Below are 21,471 nucleotides of genomic sequence, written 5' to 3' on the forward strand. Positions count from 1 at the left end.
ATGGGGCAGCCCTTACCGCACGATGATAGGCAAATGAAGCGTCAGCCGCCGACGTGCTCGACGCTGGCCTCGATCCGTTCCATGTCGTCGTCGGAAAGGCCGAAATGGTGGCCGATCTCGTGGATCAGAACGTGGGTGATGATGTCGCCGAGCGTCTCCTCGTTCTCCGCCCAGTAGTCGATGATCGGGCGGCGATAGAGGGTGATGCGGTTCGGAAACTGGCCGGTTTCCATGGTGAAGCGTTCGCTGATGCCGCTGCCTTCGAAGAGGCCGAGCAGGTCGAAAGGCGTTTCCAGCGCCATGTCCTCGAAAACGTCGTCGCTCGGGAAGTCGGCAACTTCGATGACAAGGTCGGTCGTCAGCTGGCGGAATTCCTGCGGCAGGTGGCCATAGGCCTCCAGCGCAAGCTGCTCGAAAGTGGTAAGCGTCGGTGCGTGGCGTTCCCGCCAATCATCGGTCTGGTCAATGCGGGCCATAGGCACTCCTTGTTGCCCTCCATATAGCGATTTTGCCTTTGTTTTTCGAGTGTTGAATTCCTTGACCACAGGGACAGGAATAAATTCTTAGAATTGGCTGTTGACTCATTTAGGAAGCTCTGGAATCTAATAGAACATAACATGAACATACTGATGGGAGTTGACCGTCATGGCCGACACAGCCGTGCAGCGGGAGACGGTACTTTCGCTCCGAGAAACCATAGCCAGGATCGAAAACCGTCGGCTTCCGGGCGTCGTGCGCACCGCCAAGGCGGCCGATCCCGGCGGCTTCCGTCAACGGGAAGAAGACGAACCAGGCCGCAAGTCGCTGGCGCTCGGCGTTCCCGATCTGGACGATCTTCTCGAAGGCGGTCTGCCGCTTGAAGGCATGACGGAAATCCGCAATGCCGAGACGCGCGATGCGGGTGCTGCCGCCGGTTTTGCCGCAGCACTTGGCGTGCTCTGCCAACGGGCGCGGCTTGAGAAGGGAGAGCCGGCCGCCCCCGTTCTCTGGATCAGCCAGTCGATGGCTTCCAACGAGGCGGGCATGCCCTATGGCCTGGGTCTGAAGGCCTTCGGTCTCGATGTCCGCGGCCTCGTCTTCAGCCTGCCGCGCACGATAAAGGACGCGCTCTGGATCGCCGAGGCTGCACTTTCCGTCCCGAGCTTCTGCGCCGTCATTCTCGAAATTCGCGGCAACCCGGCTGCCCTGGCACTCAGCGAGAGCCGGCGCCTGCATGTGCGCTCGCGCGCCGGCCACGTCCCCCTTCTGCTTTTGCGCCAATCCGGACACGAGGAGGCGAGCAGCGCCTTCTTCCGCTTCCTCGTCGAGCCGGCGCCGGCGCGCGAGCGACCGCTACCGGATGGATCGATGCTTCGCGGCAGCATCGGCCATCCCGTCTTTCACGTCATTGCCGAGAAGAGCAGGGCTCCTGCGCCGCTCGGCTTCTTCCTGGAGTGGAACCCCCATGACCGCCGCCTTTACCCCGTCGAGCCCCTATCAGCCGCTGCTGCGGCAGATCCACAACCAGCGCATTCTGTCGCTCGCCTTTCCGCATCTTCCGGCCGATCGGGTCGCGCGCAAGCGCTGGGGGAACTCGTGGCTTTCCCGCGGGCGTCCTGAGCATCCGCCCGTCGTCTTCGCCGACAAGGTGAAGAGCGCGATGCGTCTTGTCGCGCTCGATGGTTTTGCTGAAAGGCGTGGGTTTCACATCGGCCAGGGTGTCGCCGAAGCGCGGGCCATGTGTCCCGAGATCGACGTGCTGCCGGCCGATTCCGCCGCCGATCGGGCGCTGCTTGCAGGGCTGGCGGACTGGTGCAGCCGTTACACCCCGCTCGTCGCGCTTGATGGCGACAGCGGCCTCTTTCTCGACATCACCGGCTGCGCCCATCTTCTCGGCGGGGAAAAGGCGCTGCTTGACGATCTGCTCGCTCGCCTTTTCCATCTGGGGGTCGAGGCCCGGGCGGCGATCTCCTCGTCCGCTGGGCTCTCTTGGGCGGTGGCGCGTTTCGGCTCCGACGCTATCCTTGCCGAGGACGAGGCGGCGCGGGCGCTGGCGCCGTTGCCGATGGCAGCACTCCGGCTGCCGCGGGAAACGATCGAAACACTTGGCCGGGTCGGGCTCAAGCAGATCGGCGACCTCATCGAGGCGCCGCGGGCGCCGCTTGCCCGCCGGTTCGGCGCAACCCTGCTTCTGCGTCTCGACCAGGCGCTCGGGCGCGAGGACGAGCCGCTGTCGCCACGGCTGCCGGTCGCTGCGCTTTCGGCGGAGCGGCGTCTCGGCGAGCCGGTCCAGGGTGAAGACGATATATTGGGCCTGACGGAAGAACTGGCACTGCGGCTGAAACCGGAACTGGAGAAGCGCGGCGAGGGCGGACGCCTGTTCGAACTGCTGCTTTTCCGCGTCGACGGTGCGGTCTTCCGCATCGCCGCCGGTACCTCCTCGCCGCTCAACGATCCGCGGCGTGTCGCCGGTCTTTTCCGCGAGCGCCTGCAGGCGGTGCACGACGATCTCGATGCCGGCTTCGGCTTTGAAATCCTCCGGCTTTCGGTGCCGAAGAGCGAAAAATACGAGGTGATGCAGGAGGATTTCTCCGGCACGCCGGATCGCGCGCGTCCGCTTGCCGCCTTCGCCGACCGGGTCATGGCGCGGTTCGGCGCAGAAAGCCTCATGGTGCCGGCGCTCTCGGAAAGCCATGTGCCGGAGCGGGCGGCAAGCTTCCGGCCGCTCACGGACTTGGCGCTGATCGGCAAGGCTGAGGAACCGGCGCAAAACATTCCGGCGCCCCTGCTTGCCGCCGCCGCCCGGCCGCAGCGGCTCTTCCCAAGTCCCGAGCCGGTTGAGGCGGTTGCCGAGGTGCCAGAGGGGCCGCCGAGAAGCTTTCGCTGGCGGCGCACGCTGCACCGCATCGCGCGGGCCGAGGGGCCGGAGCGGATCGCCGGCGAATGGTGGCTCGACGGCGAGCCGGCGCTGGAGCGCGACTATTTCCGGGTGGAGGACGATAGCGGCCGGCGGTTCTGGCTGTTTCGCGAGGGTCATTATGGCGCCAGCGCCCCGCCACGCTGGTTCATGCATGGAGTCTTCGCATGAGCGACGTTGCCTCCTATTTCGAGATCGGCGCCTGGTCGAATTTCTCCTTCCTCGAAGGTGCCTCCCATCCGGGTGAGATGGTGGTTGCGGCGAGCCGCCTCGGTATTGGCGGCCTTGGCATTGCCGATCGCAACACGGTCGCCGGCGTGGTGCGCGCCCATGCGCAGGCCAAGGTGGAGAAGTCGGCCTTCCAGCCGGGTGCGCGGCTCTCCTTTGCCGAAGACCTGCCCGACGTGCTCGCCTACCCCCTAAACCGCCGCGGCTGGGGCAATCTCTGCCGGATGCTGAGTGCCGGAAACCTGCGCGCCAAGAAGGGTACCTGCACGCTCTACGAGACCGATCTCATCGAATGGGGCGAGGATTTGCTTCTCGCGGTGCTGCCGGGTCCCGTCATCGGTGCGCCGGAGGCAACCCTGCTTGCCGATTTCCTCAAGCGGCTGAAACCGCATTTTGGCGACCGGCTCTATCTGGCGCTGGTGCCGCGTTATGACGGCTTCGACCAGCTTGCCTTTGCCGGGCTCGCGACCATTGCCCGCCATGCGTCCGTCAAGCTCGTCGCCACCAACAGTCCTCTGTTCCATGCCGCCGATCGACGGCCGCTTGCCGATGTCGTCACCGCCATCCGCGAGCATGTGACGATCGCCTCGGCCGGCTATCGGCTGCATGCCAATGCCGAGCGGCATCTGAAGACGCCCGCCGAAATGGCGCGCATTTTTCGCGACTATCCGGAAGCGATCGCCAATACCGGGCATTTCTTTGGACGCCTGAAGTTCTCGCTGTCGGATCTCGAATATCAATATCCGGATGAGAGTATTCCGGGTGAAACACCGACGCAGACCTTGCGGCGGCTGACCATGGAAGGCGCGCGCGAGCGGTATCCCGGTGAGATCCCCAAGAAGATTTCGACGCAGATCGAGTACGAGCTCGAATTGATCGCCAGCAAGCGTTACGAGCCCTACTTCCTGACGGTGCGAAATATCATGCAGTTTGCGCGCGGTGCCGAGATCCTGTGCCAGGGTCGCGGCTCGGCGGCCAATTCCACCGTCTGCTACTGTCTGAGGATCACCGAAGTCGATCCGCTTTCGACCACCCTGCTCTTCGATCGTTTCCTCTCGACCGAACGGGACGAGCCGCCGGATATCGACGTCGATTTCGAGCACGAGAAGCGGGAAGAGGTGATCCAGCACATCTACCGCACTTACGGCAAAGAACATGCGGGGCTGACGGCCGCCGTCATCAGCTACCGGGCGCGTTCCGCCGGCCGCGAGACCGCCAAGGCGTTCGGGTTCTCGGAAGACGTGCAGTCGGCGCTTGCCGGGTCGGTCTGGGGCTGGTCGGTCGCCGATCTCTCGGAGCGCGAGGCGCAGGCCGCCGGTCTCGATACGAAGGACCCGACGACCGTGAAGGTTCTCGATTACGCCACCGAGCTGATGAGCTTCCCGCGCCATCTCTCCCAGCATGTCGGCGGCTTTGTCATGACCCGCGATCGGCTCGACGAGGTGGTGCCGATCATGAACACGGCGATGCCCGACCGCTTCATGATCGAGTGGGACAAGGACGACCTCGACACGCTGAAGATCCTGAAGATCGACGTTCTGGCGCTCGGCATGCTGACCTGCATCGCCCGGGCCTTTGACCTGCTCGACCGGCATTACAATGAGCAGAAGAACCTGCATCAGCTCTTCAAGGATCATCAGGACGCCGTCTACGACATGATCTGCCGGGCCGATACGATCGGCGTCTTCCAGATCGAGAGCCGGGCACAGATGAGCATGTTGCCGCGGCTGAAGCCGAAGAAATTCTATGACCTCGTCATCGAGGTGGCGATCGTCCGACCCGGACCGATCCAGGGCAACATGGTGCATCCCTATCTGAAACGGCGGGAGCAGCACGCACTCGGCATTCCCATCGAATACCCGAGCAAGGAACTGGAGCTCGTTCTGGAGCGAACGCTTGGCGTGCCGCTCTTTCAGGAGCAGGCAATGCAGATCGCCATCACTGCCGCTGGCTTCTCACCCAGCGAGGCCGACCGGTTACGGCGTGCGATGGCGACCTTCAAGCGCACCGGGACCATCCATACCTTCCACGAGAAGATGATCGAGGGCATGGTCACGAACGGTTATGACAGGGACTTCGCCGAGCGTTGCTTCAAGCAGATCGAAGGTTTTGGCGAATACGGTTTTCCCGAAAGCCACGCCGCGTCCTTCGCGCTGCTCGTCTATGTCTCGTCGTGGCTGAAGACCTATTATCCGGATGTCTTCTGCGCGGCGCTTCTGAACTCGCAGCCGATGGGCTTTTACGCGCCGGCGCAATTGATACGCGATGCCAGAGAGCATGGGGTGCGGGCGCGGCCTGTCGATATCAACCATTCGGTCTGGGATGCCGATCTCGAAGATGGGGGCCTGGATCGCAACGCCATCGAACCGCGGCATCGCGAGATGCAGGATGTGATCAGGACGACGAAAGCGATGCGTCTCGGCTTCGGCTCGATCAAGGGGCTGAAGCAGGAGGAGATCGAGGATAAGCTCGTCGCCAACCGGGGCGCCGGTTACGCAACGGTGCGCGATCTCTGGCTGCGCTCCGGCCTCTCCCGTTCCGCGCTCGAAAGGCTTGCCGACGCGGATGCCTTCCGCTCGATCGGGCTTGATCGTCGCAAGGCGCTCTGGGCGGTGAAGGCGCTCGACGAAAAAAGCGCTGCCGAGCGGCTGCCGCTTTTCGAGGGGGCTGCGAGAGAGGAGTTGCGGCCCGAGCCGGCGATGCTCCTGCCGGAGATGCTGGCGGGTGAGCAGGTGATCAACGACTACCGCTATCTCTCCTTCTCACTGAAGGCGCATCCGGTTTCCTTCCTCAGAGATACACTTGCCGCACAGGGGATCGTGCAGAGCCGCATGCTTGCGACCGCCCCGGTCGGGCGGCGGGTGACCGTTGCCGGGCTGGTGCTCGTCCGCCAGCGCCCGGGTTCGGCCAAGGGCGTCATCTTCATGACGATCGAGGACGAGACCGGTGTTGCCAATGCGATCGTCTGGCCGAAGGTGTTTGCGACCTATCGGCCGGTGGTCATGGGCGCGCGTCTCGTGAAGATCCGCGGCCGGCTGCAGCGCGAAAGCAGCGTCATTCATGTGGTCGCCGAACATATCGAGGACATCACGCCGATGCTCGGGCTGTTGCGCAAGGAGGCGCGGCGGTTCGGCGCAAGCGAGCGTGCCGACGAAGCGCTGAGACCGACCGGTGACGCGCGCATGAAACGGGCGCAAGGCGACCAGCGCCTACCGATGGCCCGCCACTCCGGCAGTAATTCCAGCAATCCGGATCGGGCGACAGCCGAGATGGCTGAGGTGATGCCGAAGGGGCGCAACTTCCATTGAAAGCCTCCGGCTTAGGCTTTATCGCCTCTCAAGTGAGTGGGCTGTCTGGGGAAGCGCTGCCGGGTCGCCGGAAGGATTCTACGGAATGCTTCCGGCGCAGGTCACGGGCAGGGTTTCCCGCGGTCGCGATCGGAGGTGTGTAAAAATGTCGCAGGCTGCGCGCCTCGCGACCCATTCAGGGTTTGCAGGATCAGTCGCCCAGGAATCTCTAAAATTCTGAAAAGGCGAAGTTTTTTGTCAAGTTTAGAGTCGTTCTAATCCACCCGCAACTTCCGCTCGCGGAGTTTTTAGTTGACACTAAATGTCCTGTTTTGCTTTATGCGCTGATAAAGGGCGTTGCGTACGACAGGCGAGACGACATGCTGGTTTGCAGCTGCAATTTCATCACGGAAAAGGAGATCGAGGACACGATCATTGGTCTCCTCGACGAGGACTGTTGGCAGCTGATCGTGCCGGCGAAAGTCTACCACGCGATGGAAAAACGTGGCCGTTGCTGCGGCTGTTTCCCCAATGTCGTCGACATCATCATCCGCACCACCGAGCAATATCACGCGCACCGCGACTCGACGGACGCAGAGATATTTGATTTCATGACCCGCCTCAGACAATTCCACGACGACAACCGGAGGGCGGATCTTGAAAGGCGACAAAAAAGTCATCGAGCAGCTTAACGAAGCGCTCTATCTCGAACTCGGTGCCGTCAACCAGTATTGGCTGCATTACCGCCTCCTCGAAGACTGGGGCTATACGCTTCTCGCCAAGAAGGAGCGGGCCGAATCCATCGAGGAGATGCAGCATGCCGACAAGCTCGTCGCGCGCATCATCTTCCTTGAAGGCCATCCCAACCTGCAGACGGTTGCGCCGCTGCGCATCGGCCAGAACGTCAAGGAAGTGCTGAAGGCGGACCTCGCCGGCGAATACGACGCCCGCACCGCCTACAAGAAATCCCGCGACATCTGTCATGCCGCCGGAGACTATGTCTCCATGAAGCTCTTCGAAGAGCTGCTCGCTGACGAGGAAGGCCATATCGACTTCCTCGAAACCCAGCTCGAGCTGCTCGACAAGATCGGCGAAGAGAAATACGGCCAGCTCAATGCTTCGCCTGCCAACGAGGCCGAATCCGACTGAGCCTGGTGAAAGCCTAGAAATACAAAGGCCGGCGATCTAGCCGGCCTTTGTCGTTTCAGGAGCGCGCAGCGCCGGTTCACGGCGCCAGATGCGTGAAAGCCGCGACCACTTCCTCGTAGACCTTGCGCTTGAACGGCACGATCAGCTCCGGCAGGTCGCGCATCGGCTTCCATTCCCAGGCGTCGAATTCCGGTTCGTGCCCGCCCGGCGGCGGGTTGATGGCGATCTCGTTTTCCTCGCCTTCGAAGCGGAAGGCATACCAGCGCTGCGTCTGGCCGCGATACTTGCCCTTGAGGCCGATGCCGATCAGGTGTTCGGGCAGATCGTAGTTGATCCAACCGGGCGCTTCCGCAAGCAGCGAGACGGTGCTCATGCCGGTCTCTTCGTAGAGCTCGCGATAGGCCGCCTTCAGCGGGTCTTCGTTCTTGTCGATGCCACCCTGCGGCATCTGCCATTGCTGCGGCGAGCCGTCATATTCGGAATTGCCGACGGCGATGCGATGGCCGGCCCAGACGAGGCCCGACCGGTTCAGCACCATTACGCCGACACAGGGGCGATAGGGAAGGTCGTCCGCCTTCAGTTTCTTGTCCTTGCTCATCGGCTGCCTCTTCTTTGCAAACGTCGATTGGTCCCATCGGGACGGCTTTAAGCTAGTTCTGTTGCGGATCCTTGACGAGCGCGGAAACGCCGACGATCTCGATGCCGCGGGCCTGTGCCTCGCTGACCCAGGAGGCAATCGCGCCGACGCTTTCGTCGAAGGCGGAAGCGACGCCGATGGCAGTACCGTTGCGGCGCGCGATGCGCTCGAGTTCGTCGAGCTTGCGCAGGATCGCGCCGCGGCTGAGTTCACTGTCGAGCGTCAGGTCGGCAAAGCCGTGCGGCACGTCGAAGGCGCCGGCAAGCTTGCCGGAGAGCGATTGCGCCGAGGTCCCGTCGTCGAGGAACAGCAGGCCGCGCTTGCCGAGATCGCGCATGACCGGCTCCAACGCATCGGCATCGGACAGGAAGCGGCCGCCAAGATAATTCATGACGCCGGTATAGTTGGTGATCTCGGCGAGGTTGCGGTGCAGTTCCGCGAGGTTCTTCTTTTCGCTGAGGCCGACGCGCAGCGCATTGGGGCCGGGATCGTTGGCCGGATAGTCGAACGGCTCCATCGGCAATTGCAGCAGGATCTCGTGGCCGCTCCGGCGCGCTTCCTGCATCCAGCGCTGCAGGCTGTTTCCGGCCGTGGCAAAGCCGAGTGTCACCTCGCCCGGCAGGTCGCGGATCGCCTTCTGGGTTCCCGTCTGGCTGAGGCCGAGCCCGCCGACGACAAGTGCGATGCGCGTGCCGCGCGCACCCGACCAGGGGCGTGCATATTGATCGAGTGGACGCAGTCCGTCGGGGCCGATGGTCGGCAGGCGCCCGGCGGGGCTTTCTTCCAGCAGGTCGTCATTGGGCATCGCCGCCATGCGCGGATCCTGGCCGCGGATCGGACCGACATTGATCAGCGCCGGACCCTTGCCGTCGCGGCCGCGTGGCGAGAACGTCGTGACGGTGGAGCCGTCGTCGGTGAGCGTGCGCTCGACATCGGCGCCGGAATAGGCCGTCCCCGGCGTCATCGTTCCGGAACCGACGCCCGTCCGGCCGCTTTCCGGATTGGATGCCTTGTCGCCCGGGCTCTTCGCCTTCTCGGCGGTTGCGACCGGCGACGCGGGATCACGCCGCAAACCGTCCGGCGAAAGCGTGTTCCAGGCGGAAAGGCCAATCACCGCGGCGATGCAAAGGCCGGCAAGAGAAAACCCGAGCAGCCGTCGGGGATTGCGCTTCGACGCTGGCTTGGCCCGCCGGTTCTGGCCGAGCGGTGCATTGAGATCAGTTCCCAAAACGGAGCCTCGGTCGAGCTGTGGGATGTTGCCGCTGGAGCGAGGCCGGCGCCAGGACGCGTGCCGATCCTCTCCCGTCGCACGCCGTATGCCTTCGAAGAATCAGTGGCCGCGGCAGCGCTTGCTAACCCTATAATTTAGTGGCGAAGGCTTGACCAGTGCATCGGCCGGCCCGGCCATGAAGCCAAACGCAAAGCGCCGCATGTTCGGGTGAACATGCGGCGCTTTGTTTCGTGTCTGTCAGGTTTACTTCTTCAGCTGCGCCTGTTCGGGGCTCGCCGGGAAGGACGGGTCCGTCTTCTTGCCGCGCAGAAGGTCGAGCGCGTAGTTCAGCTGCAGGTCGTCCTTGGTTTCCGGCGGGACATAGGCGACCGAGCCGGAGCCTTCGTCGGTCTCGCTCTGGCCCTGGATGTGGCCACGCAGATCGGACTCGCCCTGAGCCTCGACCTTGCCGAGCAGTTCCGGCGGAAGCGGCTGTTCGACCTTGACGTCGGGCGTGATGCCCGTGCCCTGGATCGATTTGCCCGACGGCGTGTAGTAGAGCGCGGTCGTCAGACGCAACGCACCAGCTTCGCCGAGCGGGATGATCGTCTGGACCGAACCCTTGCCGAAAGAGCGGGTGCCGAGCACGGTTGCGCGCTTCAGGTCCTGCAGGGCGCCGGCGACGATTTCCGAAGCGGAAGCAGAGCCGCCGTTGACCAGCACGATCACCGGCTTGCCATCGGTCAGGTCGCCCGGCGTGGCGTTGAAGCGGCGGGTCTCGTCCGGGTTACGGCCGCGGGTCGAAACGACTTCGCCGCGCTCCAGGAAGGCGTCGGAGACGTTGATCGCCTGGTCGAGCAGACCGCCCGGGTTGAGGCGCAGGTCGAGCACGTAGCCCTTCAGCTTGTCGGCCGGCACTTCCGCCTTGATCTTCTCGATGCCCTTCTTCAGGTCGTCATAGGTCTTTTCAGTGAAGGATATGACGCGCAGGTAGCCGACATCGCCTTCGGTGCGGAACTTGACCGCGCGAACGGCGATGACGTCGCGGACGATCGTCAGTTCGATCGGCTTGTCCGCACCCTTGCGCAGGATCGTCAGCTTGATCGGGGTGCCGATGGCGCCGCGCATCTTTTCGACCGCGTCCTCGAGCTTCAGGCCGCGAACGTCCGCCCCGTCGATCTTGGAAATGAAGTCGCCGGCAAGCACGCCGGCGCGCGCTGCGGGCGTGTCGTCGATCGGGCTCGTGACCTTGACGAGGTCGTCTTCCATCGTCACTTCGATGCCGAGGCCACCGAATTCACCGCGGGTCTGGGTGCGCATGTCCTCGGCGTCGGCCGAGTTCATGTAGCTCGAATGCGGGTCGAGCGAGGAAAGCATGCCGTTGATGGCGTTCTCGATCAGCTTGTCGTCCTGCGGCGGCGTCACGTATTGCGCCCGCACGCGTTCGAACACGTCGCCGAAGATTGCCAGTTCGCGGTAGGTCGAGGTGTTGGCAGCGACGGCCGGAACGACAGCCGAATAAACCACGCCCATCGCGGTCGCGCCCATCAGCGCCCCGACCAGAACAAGTGAAGCCCTACGTATCATTTCGCGCCTTTCCAACCTCTGCTGCGGTCCACCATGGTCGGGAATCAACCGGTTTTCCGTCTTTTCGGAATTCAATGTAAAGCGTCGGCCGGTCCGTTTCCAGCGCCAAGGCCGCAGCGCTCGCCACTCTTTTTGCACCCATCGTCGCCAGCGGTTCTCCGGCCACGACGAACTGCCCAGTCTGCACGCTCACCTTCTCCATCCCCGAAAGCACGACGTGATAGCCGTCGCCCGGGTTGAGAATGATCATCTGTCCATAACTGCGGAAATTGCCTGCATAGACGATCCAGCCATCTGACGGCGCGGTCACCAGCGCGCCGGGATTGGTTTCCAACATGATCCCTTGCAGGGAATGCCCCGTGCCGTCTGCATCACCGAATTTGCGCAACAGCGATCCCGCAGCCGGATAGGCAAGCTTGTTCCTCAGCTCCGAAAACACATATGCGGGCGCAATGCGGTTTTTGTCAGGCACCGCGTTGCGGGCCAATTCCCGCGCCGCTTCGCGCTCAGCCTCGCTCATGCGCCGGCGTTCTTCCTCCTGGGCGCGCGCCGCTTCGGCGGCCTCGCGAACGGAGGAGATCTGATCCTCGAGCGAACCGATCAGGCCCTGGAGATTGGTCGCCTGCGAGGCCAGTTCCTGCGCCTTGCGCTGCTCGGCGGCAAGCTCGGTGGCGCTCGACTGACGCAGCTTCTCCTTCTCGGCGACCAGCATAGACATGCGACGCTCTTCCTCGACATTGGCGGTCATTGCCGCCGTCAGGTCTTCGCGCTGCCGGTCGATGCCGGCGCGGATATCGGCGAGCGCCTTGAGGTCGGCCACCAGGTTCTCGGTTTCCTTGCGCAGGCCGGGCACGACGGCGCCAAGCAGGATGGCGCTGCGCACGGAGCCGAGCGCATCCTCGGGCGTCACCAGGATCGCCGGTGGCGGGTTGCGCCCCATCCGCTGCAGGGCGGCGAGCACCTCGGCAAGCACACCGCGGCGGGAGCGCAGCGAGCGGCGGACCGTATCTTCCTTGGTTCTCAGGTCGCTCAGCTTTTTCTCGCCGTCGACGATCTGCTGCTCGAGATCCTGGCGCTTCTTCGCGGACTCGACGATCGCGGCGCGCAGCGCCTCGTTGGTCTTGTCGATCTCGGCAATAGTCTCCGTCAGCGCATTGGCGCGCTCCTGGGAAAGCGTAATCGTCTTCGACAGCGCATCCAGTTCGCTGCGCGTGCTGTTGCGGCGAAGCGTAAGGTCGGCGGCGGGGTCGGGTGGCCCCTGTTCCTGACCGGTCGTGGCGGCGGCGGGCGGCGTGGCCTCCTGGGCGCTCGCCGGCAGGCCGATTGCGAGCGCAAGCGCAAAGGCCGCCGCTTTACGGGCAAGCCGTCCTGCGTCGTCTCTTCCCATGCCGAAAACGCTGGTCCTGCCTCGGGGCGTCATCCGTTGCGTGCGTCCATCCGAAAATATGAGGAAAAAACCTAATCTGATTTGGCGCGCACGACCAAGCATATTCTCGTTATCGCCGCGTGTAGCGGGTGGGGAATCCTGCACGGCAGTCCCGTCGCTTCAGACCCGATGATAGGGGTGACCGGAGAGAATGGTGACGGCGCGGTAGAGCTGTTCGGCGATCAGGATGCGCACGAGTTGGTGCGGCCAGGTCATCTTTCCAAGGTTGAGCACCGTATCGGCGCGGGCGTGGAGGCTCGGATCGAGACCATCGGCGCCACCGATCGCGACCATCAGGTCGCGCTTGCCGCTGTCGCGGAAGGTTCCGAGAAGCGATGCGAAGCCTTCCGAATCCAGCGCCTTGCCGCGTTCGTCCAGAAGCACGAGCAGGCTGCCTTCGGCCAGTGCCTTTTCGAGCTGCGCGGCTTCCTCGCGTTTGCGCGTTTCGGCGTTCGAAGCGCGGCTTTCGTTGACTTCGACGACGCGGGAAAGCTCAAGCCCGATCGCCGGACCGGCCTTGGAGAAGCGATCGAGATAACGGGCCGCAAGATCCTTTTCCGGCCCCGCCTTGAGGCGGCCGACTGCGAAAAGTCCGATACGCATGACCTTGTCCGTCCTCGCAACTGCATGTTTCCTTTAATCGCAGCCGATTAAAGGAAACATGCAGCGATTCAAAGTGCTACAGCGTCCTTTGCGCGTCCGATAAGACGCGCGGCGCTGTAGTGCTGCAACGCGCACTGCATAGTTCCTGAAATCGGGTCGATTCAAGGAGAATCTTATGCCGCGTTCCTGGAGCCTTGCAGCGCCGCTGCGCGCCTCGTCCGGTTGACGGGCCTGAAAGTTACGATCAGTCGCAACAAACATCCGGCTGACAACGCCGCCCAAGGCGGCGCCAGCCCTTCACATTCATGCATGACCGCAACTCGGCTCGTCCGGCATTTAGCTGCGCGGCGACCCGGTCGGTCTCAATGCAAGGTGCCGTCCTCGATCTCGGGAGCCGCCCACATCTTCTCGATGTTGTAGAACTCCCGGATTTCCGGCCGGAAGATGTGAACGATCACATCACCGGTGTCGATCAGCACCCAGTCACCACCTTCCAGACCTTCGACACGGGCATTGCCAAAGCCCCCGTCTTTCAGGTCGGTCGTCAGGTGATCGGCTATGGCCATCACATGCCTGCTCGATCGCCCGGAGACAACGACCATGAAGTCTCCCAGCGCCGACTTACCGGCAATGTTGATGCTGACGATGTCTTCTGCCTTCGAGTCCTCTAGGCTCTCGAGGACCAGTTGAAGCGCACGGACAGCGGCTTCGTCGCTAGATCCCGTGCTGCGCGGGAATGCGGTAACCGCATATCCCTTGGCGTGTGCTGTTGTCAGGGTCTTTCCTTTCCACATGAACAGAACAGGCACTTTCGATTCGAACAAAGATCGAACCGTCCATGAATGTAGGCATCAAACCGTAGCTGTTTCAAGACAGCAGAACTGAATCCCAGGAAATCATACTCCACCGGCGGCGCGCAGCGCCGTCGAGCTCATCGATGAGCGCGGTCCATGGATGAAGGTCCAGGCGGGCGCGCGGTGGAAGGGGAGGCGCCGCGCATCGTCCTCGTCGATGCGGGCATAGTCGAAAGTTTTCGCCATGCGCGAGGAGAGATAGGCGAGCGTCGAGCCCGGCCGATCGATGACGGCGATCGGGAAGGTGCGGGCGATCTTCTGCCAGTTCTGCCAGCGGTGGAAACTTTTCAGGTTGTCGGCGCCCATGATCCAGACGAAGCGAATGTCGCGGTTTCGCGCCTGGACGATCTCGAGCGTGCGGGCGGTATAGCTCTGCCCAAGCGCCTTTTCGAAAGCGGTCACCTTGATGCGCGGGTTACGCGCGATCTCCTCGCTCATGGCGATGCGGTCGGAAAGCGGCGCGAGATTGTTGTGGTCTTTCAGCGGATTGCCGGGTGTGACCATCCACCAGAGCTGGTCGAGCCCGAGCCGCTGGATCGCGGTGTCGGCAACAAGCACATGGCCTTCGTGCGGCGGATTGAAGGATCCGCCGAAAAGGCCGACCACCATGCCGGCTTCGACATGGGGCATGCGCAGGTAGCGGGCGTTGACCTTGCCCGCCGTCACCTCAGGGCCTGACCTGTCCAGCACCACGCACCCGATACTTGAAGGAGGTCAACTGTTCGACGCCGACCGGGCCGCGCGCATGCATCTTGCCTGTGGCGATGCCGATCTCGCCGCCCATGCCGAATTCGCCGCCATCGGCAAACTGGGTCGAGGCGTTGTGCAAGAGGATCGCGGAATCGATTTCCGAGAAGAAGCGCTCGACGACCTCCGGGTCTTCGGCAATCACCGCTTCCGTATGCGCCGACGACCAGGTGGAGATGTGCTCGATGGCACCCGAAATGCCGTCCACCAGCTTCACCGAGATGATGGCGTCGAGATATTCCGTCGCCCAGTCCTCGTCCTTGGCCGCCTTCAACCCGTCGACGATGCCTGCGAGTTCGTCGGAGACGCGCACTTCGCAGCCCGCTGCCAGCAGCGCGTTCAGCAACGGCTTGACCAGCCGCTCGGCGTCGTTGCGGTCGATCAGCAGCGTTTCGGCAGCACCGCAGATGCCGGTGCGGCGCATCTTGGCGTTGACGACGATTTTTTCCGCCATGGCGAGATCGGCCGAGGCGTCGACATAGATGTGGCAGAGCCCTTCGAGATGGGCAAAGACCGGCACGCGCGCTTCGTTCTGGACGCGAGCCACCAGGCTCTTGCCGCCGCGGGGAACGATGACGTCGATCGTGCCGCCAAGACCCGAAAGCATGGCTCCGACGGCGGCGCGGTCGGCGACCGGCACCATCTGGATCGCATGTTCGGGCAGACCGGCAGCCTTCAGCCCCTCGACCAGGCAGGCGTGGATCGCGCCCGAGGAATGAAAGCTGTCGGAGCCGCCGCGCAAGATCACGGCATTGCCGGCCTTGAGGCAGAGCGCGCCGGCGTCAGCCGTCACATTGGGCCGGCTTTCATAGATGACGCCGATGACGCCGAGCGGCGTGCGCACGCGCTCGATATGCAATCCGTTCGGGCGATCCCATTCGGCAATGACGTCGCCGACCGGATCCTTGAATTCGGCAATTGCACGAATGCCGTTCGCCATGTCGCGGATGCGGCTTTCGCTCAGTGTCAGGCGGTCGATGAAAGAGGCGGCGACGCCGCTTTCGCGGGCGTTTTCAAGGTCGATCGCATTGGCGGCCAGGATATCGTGCGTGCGGGCGACGACCGCGTCGGCCATGGCGATCAGGGCGGCGTGCTTGCGTTCGGCGCTGGCGATGGCGAGCGGTCGGCTGGCGGCCTTGGCGTTGCGGCCGATCTCCAGCATGACGCTTTCGACGTCTTGCCTGTTCTTCACCTCGTCAAGCATGGACTTCATCCTTCCGGCTGCCCTCGGCCTCAGCGCGTTTTCCGGTCATCACCATATCGTCGCGGTGCACCATGGCGGCGCGGCCGGCATAGCCAAGGATCGCGGCGATCTCGGCCGATTTCTTGCCGGCGATCTGGCGGGCCTCGTCGGCATCGTAGCCGGCAAGACCACGGGCGATCTCGCGGCCGGAGGTGCCGAGAATGGCGATCGTGTCGCCGCGGCTGAAGCTACCCGTCACGTCACGAACACCGGCCGGTAGCAGGCTCTTGCCCGAGCGCAGCGCCTCTTCGGCGCCGGCATCGACGCGGAGCGTTCCGGCCGGCAGCAATTGCCCGGCAATCCAGGTCTTGCGCGCGGTCACCGGCGACCCTGATGGGGCGAACCAGGACGAGCGGGCACCGTCTTCGATCGCCGCCAGCGGATGATCGGGCTTGCCCGACGCGATGATCATGGCGCAGCCGGCGGTCGTGGCGATCTTGCCGGCGTCGATCTTGGTGCGCATGCCGCCACGCGAAAGCTCGGATGCCGCACCGCCGGCCATCGCCTCGATTTCGGGCGTGATCTCGGCGATCGTTTCGAGGAAACGGGCGTTGGGGTCGAGATGCGGCGGGGCCGTGTAGAGCCCATCGATATCGGAGAGCAGCACCAGCAAATCGGCGCCGACCATGGTGGCGACGCGGGCGGCGAGGCGATCGTTGTCGCCATAGCGGATTTCCGTGGTGGCGACCGTATCGTTCTCGTTGATGATCGGCACGGCGCCGAGCTTCAGTAACTGGTTGATGGTGGCGCGGGCGTTCAAATACCGGCGGCGTTCTTCCGTGTCACCCAGCGTCAAAAGCACCTGGCCAGCGACGATGGCGTCGGTCGAAAGGCTCTCCGACCAGGCACGCGCCAGCGCGATCTGGCCGACGGCGGCGGCGGCCTGGCTCTCCTCCAGCTTCAGCGCGCCCGAGGGGACATTGAGCACGGTGCGGCCGAGCGCGATTGCGCCCGAGGAGACGACCAGCACTTCGACGCCCTTGGCCTTGAGGCCGGCGATGTCGGCGCACATGGCGTCGAGCCAGGCTTTCTTCAGCCCGGTGGCGCGGTCGACCAGCAATGCCGACCCGATCTTGATGACGACCCGGCGATACTTCAAAAGCGGCTTGCGGGTCTTGGTCATCTCAGAGGTTCTCCTCGCCGAAGCCTTCACCGGCCTTGGCGGCGACGATGACGCTGCGCAATGCCCGCAGCGCTTCGGTCATGCCCTTGCCGACCGCGGCGGACAGCAGCAGGGGCTGCTCTCCACAGGCCTTCGCCAGCGCCTTGGCCTTCACCTTCAGTTCGTCCTCGTCGAGCACGTCGATCTGCGACAGCGCCACGATCTGCGGCTTGTCTTCGAGGCCGCCGCCATAGGCTTCGAGCTCGTGCCTGACGGTCTTATAGGCCTTGGCGACATCTTCTTCCTGGGCGGAGACGAGATGGAGCAGCACGCGGGTGCGCTCGACATGACCGAGGAAACGGTCGCCGATGCCCACACCCTCATGCGCGCCTTCGATGAGGCCCGGAATGTCGGCGATGATGAACTCGTTGCCGTCGATGGTGGCGACGCCGAGATTGGGATGCAGCGTCGTGAACGGATAGTTGGCGATCTTCGGCCGCGCGCGGGTGCAGGCGGCAAGGAAGGTCGACTTGCCGGCGTTCGGCAGCCCGACGAGACCGGCATCGGCGATCAGCTTCAGCCGCAGCCACAGCGTCTTCTCGTCACCTTCGAGGCCGGGGTTGGCCCAGTTCGGCGCCTGGTTGGTCGAAGACCTGAAATGAGCGTTGCCGAAGCCGCCGTTGCCGCCGGCGGCCAACCGGTAGCGCTGGCCTTCAGCGACCATGTCGACGATCAGGGTCTCGTTGTCTTCTTCGAAGATCTGGGTGCCGACCGGTACCTTCAGCGTCACGTCGTCGCCGCCGGCGCCGGTGCGGTTGCGGCCCATGCCGTGCTGGCCGGTCTTGGCCTTGAAGTGCTGCTGGTAGCGGAAGTCGATGAGGGTGTTGAGACCGTTGACAGCCTCCACCCAGACATCGCCGCCACGGCCGCCGTCGCCGCCGTCCGGTCCGCCGAACTCGATGAACTTCTCGCGCCGGAACGAGACGGCGCCTGCGCCGCCGTCGCCGGAGCGGATATAGACTTTCGTTTCGTCGAGAAATTTCATTGGGCTGCCATCTGTTCGGTGTAAGTGCGCGGTCTTAGAAAGTGCTACGGCGACCTTTGCGTGTCCAAAAGGGCGCGCGGCGCTGTAATTTGCCGCCATCGATATAGGCGGTTTATTCGGAGGTCAAAGAATATCGTGCGGTTCGTAAGCTACAACATCCAATACGGCATCGGTCTCGACGGCCGGTTCGACCCCGAGCGCATTGCCGCCGAGATCGGCGATGCCGATATCATTGCGCTGCAGGAAGTGACACGCGGCTTTCACCGCAACGGCCATGTCGATCTCGTCACCCGCTTCGAAAAGCTGTTTCCCGGCCATTTCTCCGCCTTCCATGCCCCCTGCGACATCGACGTCGGTTCGGCGATCGAGGATGGACGCGCCGTCAGCCGCCGTTTCCAGTTCGGCAACATGATCCTGTCGCGCTGGCCAATCCTTGCGACGAGGCTCATCCCCTTGCCGCGCACCCGCACGATCAGCCCAATGAACCTGCAGCGCGGGGCGACCGAAGCGCTGATCGTGACGCCTGCCGGTCCGCTGCGGGTCTATTCCGTGCATCTCGATCACGTGCTGCCGGCCGAGCGCATCGCCCAGATCCGCTATCTGAAGGACCGGCTGCTCGGCTATCCGCTCGAAGGCGGCGCGATCACCGGCGCCGCTGACTTTGGTCTTGCCGAGCCGCCGTATCCGGAAGACTTCGTCGTCATGGGCGATTTCAACATGGAGCCCGAGACCCCCGAATACTGCGCCATGGTTGGCTCGCGCGACGCCTATTATGGCCGCTCGCTGCGGCTCGAAAATCCGGTCGACGCGCTTGCCCATCTCGGACGGCTGACACTGGAAAGCTATAGCTGGGTCCATCCCGAAAACCCCGAAAAACGCATGCATCTCGACTATTGTTTCCTGAGCGCCGGCCTCGCATCGCGCCTGACGGATGCCTGGACAAACTACGACGCCAAAGGTTCCGATCATCTGCCCATCGGCTTCACGCTTGCATGACGAAAACACCCCCGCGAAGCTGCGCTTCGCGGGGGTGTCCTTTAGTGCGGTCGGTGCAGATCGGCAGCGGTCAGCCGCGTCTCGATATGCGCAACCATGGCGTTGCGGGCGAGTGCATAGACCTGGGTGCAGCCGGTGATCTGGAAGCCGATCTTCTCCTGCACCTTCAGCGATCCTGGATTGTCGGCAAAGACGCCGGAATACAGGGTCGTTTCGGGCATGCGGCGGAAGAAGCGCTCGACCGCCGCATAGGCTGCCTCCGAGGCAAAGCCCTTGCCCCAGTAGAAGCGGTTCAGCCAGTAGCCGACATGCCATTGGCCGTGGCGGAGTTCGATGCCGACGCAGCCGATATGCACGTCGTCACCGGTGGTGACGGCGAAGGTCCAGTCCGGCGTCAGCCCCGAGGTCTGCGCCGTCAACCAGTCGAGCGCGTCCTGCTGATCGTAGGGTGCCGGCACGCGCGCCAGCATGCGCGCCACCTGGAAATCGCCGAGCGACTGGGCGATCGCCTCGGCGTCGTTCCGTCGGTGCGGGCGCAGGACCAGGCGCTTGGTCTCGATGACCGGGCAGGGGCCGGGACCGGGGCGGGCAACGACCCGCTGGCGTTCGGAGGCGAGCGCGTTCATCGCATGCCTCCCCAGCTTCTCAAGGAGACCCAGGTCTTGCGGTCGAGCCGGTACCATTCGACTGATATCGAGCCGCCGAGCGCCAGGCTGCCGACCATGCCGCTTCCCTGGAACTGGAAGCCGCACTTCTGGATGACCCGGCGCGACGCGAGGTTCATGACGCGGCAGCGCGCATCGATCTGGTCGATATCACGGGTGCGGAAGGCCATGTCGGTCAGGACCTGGGCCGCCTCGGTGGCATAACCCTGGTTCCAGTAAGGCTCGCCCAGCCAGTAGCCGAGTTCCGCCGTCTTGCCGTCGGGATGCGGCTCGATACCGCAGCAACCGAGAAATGCGCCATTGTCCGCTTTGGTAATCGCGTAGACGCACTTGCCAATCGTGCCGGCTTTCGCGCGTCGCACGAAGTCGGCGGCGTCGGCCGTCGTATACGGGTGCGGCATGCGCGAGACCATGGTCGCGACATTGGCATTGTTGGCAAGATGGGCAAGGGCGTCGATATCGTCTTCATGGGGCGCGCGCAGAACGAGCCGGGGTGACAACAATATCGGGCAATCGGTCCTTGACCGTTGGGGCCGCAGCCTCTGCTCGGGAGACCGGGATTGGTCTTCCCTCAACAACTCGGTTTGCATGGTTTCCTCCAGAAACGAAAAAGGGGAGTTGGGTATTGCCCCATCTCCCCTTTGAAGTCTGGCTTGGAACCATCAGGTGCGTCAGCCGGGTCGATGAGACGCCGGCTGTTTTAGAGCGCTACCGGCTTATTCCGCTGCTTCGGCTTTCGGCATTACAGACACGTACACGCGGCCATTGGCCTTCGTACGGAAGTTCACGTTGCCGGCCGTAAGTGCAAAAATCGTGTGGTCCTTACCGAGGCCGACATTGGCGCCCGGATGCCACTTGGTACCGCGCTGACGCAGAATAATGTTGCCGGCGATGACCTGCTCGCCGCCGAACTTCTTCACGCCAAGGCGCTTGGACTCAGAATCGCGACCGTTACGCGACGAACCGCCAGCTTTTTTGTGTGCCATTGGTGTTCTCCTTTAAACCTTAGATCCAGGAACTCAGTTTGCAGCGGCTTCGGCGGCAGCTTCAGACTTCTTCGAAGCCTTCTTTGCCTTGCCACCGGCAGCAGCGATGTCCAGGATGCGGACGGTCGTCTGGTGCTGGCGGTGACCGCGCGAGCGCTTGGAGTTCTGGCGGCGACGCTTCTTGAAGGCGATGACCTTCTTGGCGCGACCCTGCTCAACAACTTCAGCGCTGACTACGGCGCCTTCAACGAACGGAGCACCGATGGTTGCATCGGCGCCGACGCCGACCATCAGGATCTCGGTGAATTCGATCTTGTCGCCTGCAACGCCTTCCAGCTTTTCGATGGTGAGGACGTCGTTGGCGGCCACGCGGTACTGCTTACCGCCGGTCTTGATGACTGCGAACATTTTTTATCCTTTCATGTTCGATCCGGCTCTCTGCCCGAAGACAAGGCCGTCTTTTTCTCAGTCGACAGTTGAGTGGATCTCCTTTTCGGATATCCACCGGTGAATGGGCGCAAATCACACCCGATGCGGTGAGCTAGGCCACACCACTTCATTGCGCGGATTACAAGGATTTGCACAGGTGTGTCAAGGCGAAAGCAACGGGGCCGTTACATATTCTTCAAACAAGGCCCTTGCCAGCACCCGAATCTGCCGCTATGAACCCGACCGCGCCGAACAAGCGCCGACCAGCAAAGCGGAGAGGTGGCTGAGTGGTCGAAAGCACCGCACTCGAAATGCGGCGTGCGGGCAACCGCACCGTGGGTTCGAATCCCACCCTCTCCGCCATGCTGAACTCCGGTTTCG

21 protein-coding genes and 1 tRNA gene are annotated in these 21,471 nt (G+C 63.4%); 7 read left to right on the plus strand and 15 right to left on the minus strand.

Annotated elements, in window-relative coordinates; all coding sequences use genetic code 11:
- Window positions 1-41 precede the first annotated feature (41 nt).
- Window positions 42-476, minus strand: a complete 435-nt coding sequence (locus JVX98_RS23455) for a metallopeptidase family protein (RefSeq protein WP_043620007.1) — start codon at window positions 474-476, stop codon at window positions 42-44.
- Between the two features lie 169 nt (window positions 477-645).
- Between JVX98_RS23455 and JVX98_RS32375 the strand changes: the two genes are divergently transcribed.
- The 5 genes from JVX98_RS32375 (at window position 646) to bfr (ending at window position 7,560) form a co-directional block, all read left to right on the plus strand.
- Window positions 646-1,599, plus strand: coding sequence for an ImuA family protein (locus JVX98_RS32375; protein ID WP_246764938.1), 954 nt, complete (start codon window positions 646-648; stop codon window positions 1,597-1,599).
- A complete protein-coding gene (locus JVX98_RS23460) occupies window positions 1,514-3,067 on the plus strand; it encodes a DNA polymerase Y family protein (RefSeq protein ID WP_246765063.1) in 1,554 nt (517 codons plus the stop codon). Before JVX98_RS32375 ends, JVX98_RS23460 begins: the two co-directional genes overlap by 86 nt.
- Window positions 3,064-6,432 (plus strand): error-prone DNA polymerase, encoded by a 3,369-nt coding sequence (locus JVX98_RS23465; RefSeq protein ID WP_205237562.1) that lies wholly within the window; start codon window positions 3,064-3,066, stop codon window positions 6,430-6,432. Before JVX98_RS23460 ends, JVX98_RS23465 begins: the two co-directional genes overlap by 4 nt.
- A 359-nt stretch (window positions 6,433-6,791) precedes the next feature.
- Window positions 6,792-7,103, plus strand: a complete 312-nt coding sequence (locus tag JVX98_RS23470; RefSeq protein ID WP_034803108.1) for a (2Fe-2S)-binding protein — start codon at window positions 6,792-6,794, stop codon at window positions 7,101-7,103.
- Window positions 7,069-7,560, plus strand: coding sequence for a bacterioferritin (gene bfr, locus JVX98_RS23475; RefSeq protein WP_192451003.1), 492 nt, complete (start codon window positions 7,069-7,071; stop codon window positions 7,558-7,560). The genes JVX98_RS23470 and bfr overlap by 35 nt, the downstream gene beginning before the upstream one ends.
- A gap of 76 nt (window positions 7,561-7,636) precedes the next feature.
- Here bfr and JVX98_RS23480 read toward each other — a convergent pair whose 3' ends face one another.
- The 10 genes from JVX98_RS23480 to obgE all read right to left on the minus strand — a co-directional run bounded on the left by JVX98_RS23480 (window position 7,637) and on the right by obgE (window position 18,014).
- Window positions 7,637-8,158, minus strand: coding sequence for an RNA pyrophosphohydrolase (locus JVX98_RS23480; RefSeq protein ID WP_043620001.1), 522 nt, complete (start codon window positions 8,156-8,158; stop codon window positions 7,637-7,639).
- Between the two features lie 52 nt (window positions 8,159-8,210).
- Entirely contained in the window at window positions 8,211-9,425 is a 1,215-nt protein-coding gene (locus JVX98_RS23485; RefSeq protein WP_205237563.1) for a divergent polysaccharide deacetylase family protein, read from the minus strand.
- Window positions 9,426-9,671: 246 nt separating this feature from the next.
- Window positions 9,672-10,994, minus strand: a complete 1,323-nt coding sequence (locus JVX98_RS23490; protein WP_192451001.1) for a S41 family peptidase — start codon at window positions 10,992-10,994, stop codon at window positions 9,672-9,674.
- A complete protein-coding gene (locus tag JVX98_RS23495; RefSeq protein ID WP_205237564.1) occupies window positions 10,984-12,381 on the minus strand; it encodes a murein hydrolase activator EnvC in 1,398 nt (465 codons plus the stop codon). The genes JVX98_RS23490 and JVX98_RS23495 overlap by 11 nt, the downstream gene beginning before the upstream one ends.
- A 159-nt stretch (window positions 12,382-12,540) precedes the next feature.
- Window positions 12,541-13,023: a 23S rRNA (pseudouridine(1915)-N(3))-methyltransferase RlmH gene (rlmH, locus tag JVX98_RS23500; protein WP_205237565.1), complete on the minus strand. Its 483-nt coding sequence runs from the start codon at window positions 13,021-13,023 to the stop codon at window positions 12,541-12,543.
- A gap of 362 nt (window positions 13,024-13,385) precedes the next feature.
- Window positions 13,386-13,817: a ribosome silencing factor gene (rsfS, locus tag JVX98_RS23505; RefSeq protein ID WP_192451114.1), complete on the minus strand. Its 432-nt coding sequence runs from the start codon at window positions 13,815-13,817 to the stop codon at window positions 13,386-13,388.
- Between the two features lie 102 nt (window positions 13,818-13,919).
- Entirely contained in the window at window positions 13,920-14,507 is a 588-nt protein-coding gene (locus JVX98_RS23510; protein WP_205239509.1) for a nicotinate-nucleotide adenylyltransferase, read from the minus strand.
- Window positions 14,508-14,544: 37 nt separating this feature from the next.
- The gene (locus JVX98_RS23515; RefSeq protein WP_192450998.1) at window positions 14,545-15,828 is read right to left on the minus strand and encodes a glutamate-5-semialdehyde dehydrogenase; all 1,284 of its coding nucleotides are present in this window, start codon (window positions 15,826-15,828) and stop codon (window positions 14,545-14,547) included.
- Complete coding sequence (gene proB / locus JVX98_RS23520; RefSeq protein WP_192450997.1) at window positions 15,821-16,990, minus strand: glutamate 5-kinase; 1,170 nt, start codon at window positions 16,988-16,990, stop codon at window positions 15,821-15,823. The genes JVX98_RS23515 and proB overlap by 8 nt, the downstream gene beginning before the upstream one ends.
- Before the next feature lies 1 nt (window position 16,991).
- On the minus strand, window positions 16,992-18,014 hold the full coding sequence (obgE, locus tag JVX98_RS23525; protein ID WP_043619985.1) for a GTPase ObgE: 1,023 nt from the start codon (window positions 18,012-18,014) through the stop codon (window positions 16,992-16,994).
- A 135-nt stretch (window positions 18,015-18,149) separates the two neighbouring features.
- Between obgE and JVX98_RS23530 the strand changes: the two genes are divergently transcribed.
- Window positions 18,150-19,010 (plus strand): endonuclease/exonuclease/phosphatase family protein, encoded by an 861-nt coding sequence (locus JVX98_RS23530; protein ID WP_205237566.1) that lies wholly within the window; start codon window positions 18,150-18,152, stop codon window positions 19,008-19,010.
- A gap of 41 nt (window positions 19,011-19,051) precedes the next feature.
- Here JVX98_RS23530 and JVX98_RS23535 read toward each other — a convergent pair whose 3' ends face one another.
- The 4 genes from JVX98_RS23535 to rplU all read right to left on the minus strand — a co-directional run bounded on the left by JVX98_RS23535 (window position 19,052) and on the right by rplU (window position 21,069).
- Window positions 19,052-19,636: a GNAT family N-acetyltransferase gene (locus JVX98_RS23535; RefSeq protein ID WP_205237567.1), complete on the minus strand. Its 585-nt coding sequence runs from the start codon at window positions 19,634-19,636 to the stop codon at window positions 19,052-19,054.
- Window positions 19,633-20,265 carry a GNAT family N-acetyltransferase gene (locus tag JVX98_RS23540; protein WP_043619979.1) on the minus strand — a complete coding sequence of 211 codons (633 nt, stop codon included), beginning with the start codon at window positions 20,263-20,265 and terminating at the stop codon, window positions 19,633-19,635. Before JVX98_RS23540 ends, JVX98_RS23535 begins: the two co-directional genes overlap by 4 nt.
- Before the next feature lie 126 nt (window positions 20,266-20,391).
- Window positions 20,392-20,661, minus strand: a complete 270-nt coding sequence (gene rpmA, locus JVX98_RS23545) for a 50S ribosomal protein L27 (protein ID WP_043619976.1) — start codon at window positions 20,659-20,661, stop codon at window positions 20,392-20,394.
- Between the two features lie 33 nt (window positions 20,662-20,694).
- Window positions 20,695-21,069, minus strand: a complete 375-nt coding sequence (gene rplU / locus JVX98_RS23550) for a 50S ribosomal protein L21 (protein ID WP_034802644.1) — start codon at window positions 21,067-21,069, stop codon at window positions 20,695-20,697.
- A gap of 294 nt (window positions 21,070-21,363) precedes the next feature.
- Between rplU and JVX98_RS23555 the strand changes: the two genes are divergently transcribed.
- Window positions 21,364-21,453, plus strand: a tRNA-Ser gene (locus tag JVX98_RS23555).
- Window positions 21,454-21,471: the final 18 nt, after the last annotated feature.

Origin of the sequence: Ensifer sp. PDNC004 (genome assembly GCF_016919405.1) — a bacterium.
Classification (GTDB): Bacteria; Pseudomonadota; Alphaproteobacteria; order Rhizobiales; family Rhizobiaceae; genus Ensifer.

Bases quoted from the DNA above. Each gene is read 5' to 3' on its own strand.
- JVX98_RS23455 (WP_043620007.1), bottom strand. From the start codon at position 476: ATGGCCCGCATTGACCAGACCGATGATTGGCGGGAACGCCACGCACCG.
- JVX98_RS32375 (WP_246764938.1), top strand. From the start codon at position 646: ATGGCCGACACAGCCGTGCAGCGGGAGACGGTACTTTCGCTCCGAGAA.
- JVX98_RS23465 (WP_205237562.1), top strand. From the start codon at position 3,064: ATGAGCGACGTTGCCTCCTATTTCGAGATCGGCGCCTGGTCGAATTTC.
- JVX98_RS23470 (WP_034803108.1), top strand. From the start codon at position 6,792: ATGCTGGTTTGCAGCTGCAATTTCATCACGGAAAAGGAGATCGAGGAC.
- JVX98_RS23480 (WP_043620001.1), bottom strand. From the start codon at position 8,158: ATGAGCAAGGACAAGAAACTGAAGGCGGACGACCTTCCCTATCGCCCC.
- JVX98_RS23490 (WP_192451001.1), bottom strand. From the start codon at position 10,994: ATGATACGTAGGGCTTCACTTGTTCTGGTCGGGGCGCTGATGGGCGCG.
- JVX98_RS23495 (WP_205237564.1), bottom strand. From the start codon at position 12,381: ATGGGAAGAGACGACGCAGGACGGCTTGCCCGTAAAGCGGCGGCCTTT.
- rlmH (WP_205237565.1), bottom strand. From the start codon at position 13,023: ATGCGTATCGGACTTTTCGCAGTCGGCCGCCTCAAGGCGGGGCCGGAA.
- rsfS (WP_192451114.1), bottom strand. From the start codon at position 13,817: ATGTGGAAAGGAAAGACCCTGACAACAGCACACGCCAAGGGATATGCG.
- JVX98_RS23510 (WP_205239509.1), bottom strand. From the start codon at position 14,507: ATGCCCCATGTCGAAGCCGGCATGGTGGTCGGCCTTTTCGGCGGATCC.
- JVX98_RS23515 (WP_192450998.1), bottom strand. From the start codon at position 15,828: ATGCTTGACGAGGTGAAGAACAGGCAAGACGTCGAAAGCGTCATGCTG.
- proB (WP_192450997.1), bottom strand. From the start codon at position 16,990: ATGACCAAGACCCGCAAGCCGCTTTTGAAGTATCGCCGGGTCGTCATC.
- obgE (WP_043619985.1), bottom strand. From the start codon at position 18,014: ATGAAATTTCTCGACGAAACGAAAGTCTATATCCGCTCCGGCGACGGC.
- JVX98_RS23535 (WP_205237567.1), bottom strand. From the start codon at position 19,636: ATGAACGCGCTCGCCTCCGAACGCCAGCGGGTCGTTGCCCGCCCCGGT.
- JVX98_RS23540 (WP_043619979.1), bottom strand. From the start codon at position 20,265: ATGCAAACCGAGTTGTTGAGGGAAGACCAATCCCGGTCTCCCGAGCAG.
- rpmA (WP_043619976.1), bottom strand. From the start codon at position 20,661: ATGGCACACAAAAAAGCTGGCGGTTCGTCGCGTAACGGTCGCGATTCT.
- rplU (WP_034802644.1), bottom strand. From the start codon at position 21,069: ATGTTCGCAGTCATCAAGACCGGCGGTAAGCAGTACCGCGTGGCCGCC.